Source organism: Psychrosphaera sp. (assembly GCF_982872775.1).
The window spans coordinates 8,657-11,499 of the sequence record NZ_CEYNSH010000063.1; the positions used below are offsets into that span (position 1 = coordinate 8,657).

Annotated in this window: 5 protein-coding genes; all 5 read left to right on the forward strand. The window is 38.3% G+C overall.

Annotated features, from left to right (window positions below; translation table 11 throughout):
* Window positions 1-108 precede the first annotated feature (108 nt).
* The gene (locus AC4E96_RS13245; protein WP_490256155.1) at window positions 109-1,065 is read left to right on the forward strand and encodes a TolB family protein; all 957 of its coding nucleotides are present in this window, start codon (window positions 109-111) and stop codon (window positions 1,063-1,065) included.
* Window positions 1,066-1,101: 36 nt separating this feature from the next.
* Window positions 1,102-1,521, forward strand: a complete 420-nt coding sequence (locus AC4E96_RS13250; RefSeq protein WP_490256156.1) for a nuclear transport factor 2 family protein — start codon at window positions 1,102-1,104, stop codon at window positions 1,519-1,521.
* 83 nt (window positions 1,522-1,604) lie between these two features.
* Window positions 1,605-1,736, forward strand: a complete 132-nt coding sequence (locus AC4E96_RS13255; RefSeq protein WP_488031969.1) for a hypothetical protein — start codon at window positions 1,605-1,607, stop codon at window positions 1,734-1,736.
* 51 nt (window positions 1,737-1,787) lie between these two features.
* The gene (locus tag AC4E96_RS13260) at window positions 1,788-2,378 is read left to right on the forward strand and encodes a hypothetical protein (RefSeq protein ID WP_488031970.1); all 591 of its coding nucleotides are present in this window, start codon (window positions 1,788-1,790) and stop codon (window positions 2,376-2,378) included.
* Window positions 2,379-2,407: 29 nt separating this feature from the next.
* On the forward strand, window positions 2,408-2,843 hold a 436-nt coding region (locus AC4E96_RS13265), incomplete at its 3' end, for a hypothetical protein (RefSeq protein WP_490256157.1).

The window sequence follows — 2,843 nt, forward strand, 5'->3', positions numbered from 1 at the left end:
TAGTCGATGAAGTTCGCCGACAGTACAAACTTAACAAATAATATAATCGGAAGCAGAACGCAGTCGTTTCACATTTTTAAGCTGTAACTTGAACAAGGAATGGCATTTATGACAACGCATTCAAAAAAACTTTTCAAAACGAGGCTAATAATAGGCTCTCTCTGTTCTCTTTTTGCTGGAACACATCTTTATGCTGCATCGGACTTGCCCAACTACTCAATTATATATTCATCTAAAGAAACCAAAAACAGAGCAATTTACCTAAGTGATGAGAATGGAAAGTCTCGTTTAAAGGTCATTGGTCATACGGATAATGATGGTTATCCAGAGGTATCCCCTGATGGAAGACAAATTACTTTTTACGGCAAATACGACAAAAATAAAACTTGGTCTATCCACAGTGCGAATATTGACGGGACCAACGCTCGTCGATTAACAAATATGAAGCATGTTTGGGACAGCTCACCGTCTTGGTCGAGCGACGGAAAAACAATTGTTTTTGCAAGGGAATATGATGATCCAGAAAATGGCTGGCAAGAAGAAATATGGTTAATGAATGCCGATGGTACTGAGCAGAATAAAGTTCCTAAATTAGCAGGCCGTGCACCTCAGTTTTTGTCTGATGGTCGTATTCTTTTTCATTCAAAGTCGGGACCGAGTCAAATTTGTATTGCCAATAAAGACGGTTCCGAACTAATTAAATTAACCAATAACGAAAACAACGACTGGTCTCCCAAGGTTTCTCCTGATGGCTCTCAAATCGTATTTATATCTGACCGAGATGGCAATCGAGAAATATATACCATGAATATCGATGGCTCGGCACAAACTCGCATTACTCAAAACAGCATAGATGACTGGGATCCAGCTTGGACTGCGAGTGGCTCACACATACTCTTTGTCTCCGAAAATACTGAAGGACAGCTTGATATCTACAAGGCAAACAAAGATGGCTCAGATATAAAGAAAGTGCTGAGCAAAGGCTTGCAAGTTTCCAGCGTTAGGAAGATAAACAAAAGCGCTGTTCAAAGACTACTCCAAAGAAAGAAATTACGAGAAAGTTAGCAAGGTAATTAAATCTACAATAATAAGAAAAATAATATGAAGAATTTAAAACAAGTTTGGGTCTCATTATTAATTTTACTAGCGGGCCCAAGCAACGCGTGTACTGAAAGCCAAAATCCAGAAGATGTCGTTCAGGCTCAAATAGAAGCCTACAACGCACACGATGTTGAACGTTTTGCCAGTTGTTATTCCGACACTGTGAAAATATATCAATTAGGTGAATCGGCACCGATGCTCAGTGGTTTAAGTCAATTAACCGAGAGTTATCAATTTCTAAATCAAGTCCCAAAGGAATATAAGGCCATCATAGATAAAAGAATTGTGAATGGGCCATTCGTTATTGATAACGAGCGTGTTGTTGGTCGTGGACCTGATCTTGAAGATGTGAGTGTCGTAGCTATTTACGAAGTCCGTGACGGAAAAATACTCAACGTCTGGTTTCCCTCTTCACGGTAAATGATTGACTAAGTAGCATTTTATTTAACTGGTGCTAAAGTATTAAAGTCGAAAAAACAATCAAAACCACTTAGGAGCAAAACATGGAAAACGTCGGATTTGTATTTGGGATGACGGGTATGTCTATGGGAGTCGTAGGTATGGTGTTTGGAATCATTTCAATGTCTAAAATTGACAAACTTGAAAAAAAGCTAAAAGAGCTTGATGTAATATAAAACTATATTTTAATATTATTTTCAGTATCTTACTTATTAAGGGATTAAAAGTTGTACATTACTCTCACTTTCGTTTTAAGCCTTATTGGAGCACTTGTATTTGTTCCCAAGTTTAAAAGTGTCGTTGAAAAACAAAATGTTGGCGTCAACTTTTTCCTTACATTGATCGCAACCTTAGTTGGTGTATTACTCGCGATCGAGATCAGTAATTACGAAGCCAAACAAAAAGAAAAACAAGACGTAATCAAGTTACTAAATTCAAGCATTACCTCTGTTGATACCTGTCATGACTACAGCACAAAATTAATAGAACACTTCGATAGTATGGCCGATGACGATCAGTCAAAGTCCGAATTTTTTGTCAAAAACCCACCGCCTTACCCAGAATATTTAGATGCATTTTTAACCCAGAGCATTGTAGGTAAAAACCTTTCTGAAGCTTCATTAAGTGATCTAAATATAAGTACCATCAATCTAAAACGCAGTCAGTCAACAAACCCGACTTTGTATTTAGCCATACTTGAGCAAACAATCAGAATTTTACAATTAGAAGCGCAATTTCAGAGTGGCGCCATTAGCGAACACCAATTAGCTACAGAATTGGACAAACTTAGCTCAGAAATAAATCAATTAACGAGCTAGATTGCTAATAAAACTTAAAGGATAAAAATATGAAGGACATAAACACTCATAGTAATGCAGGTTTTAATCGTCCTTTACAAATAGCGGCACTTTGTTGTTTCTTGGCTGCACTCGCTCACCTTGGTTGTATTGTTTTTGGTGGTGACTGGTATCGCTTTTTTGGTGCCGGTGAACAAATGGCACTGATGGCGGAGAAAGGGCTGTTATATCCTACTATCTTCACCTCCGTTATCGTCGTGGTCCTCTCGACTTGGGGCCTTTACGCCCTATCTGGTGCAGGTGTGATCAAACGTTTACCTCTAACCAAACTCGCCTTAATTCTTATCAGTAGTATCTTTATATTACGCGGCGTCTCTTTTGTTGGACTTATGCCGTTATTTCCAGAAAACAGCATGACATTTTGGCTGGTTAGTTCTGGTATATGTCTGTTTATTGGCGTTTTATTTATCACTGGAACATGGCAAC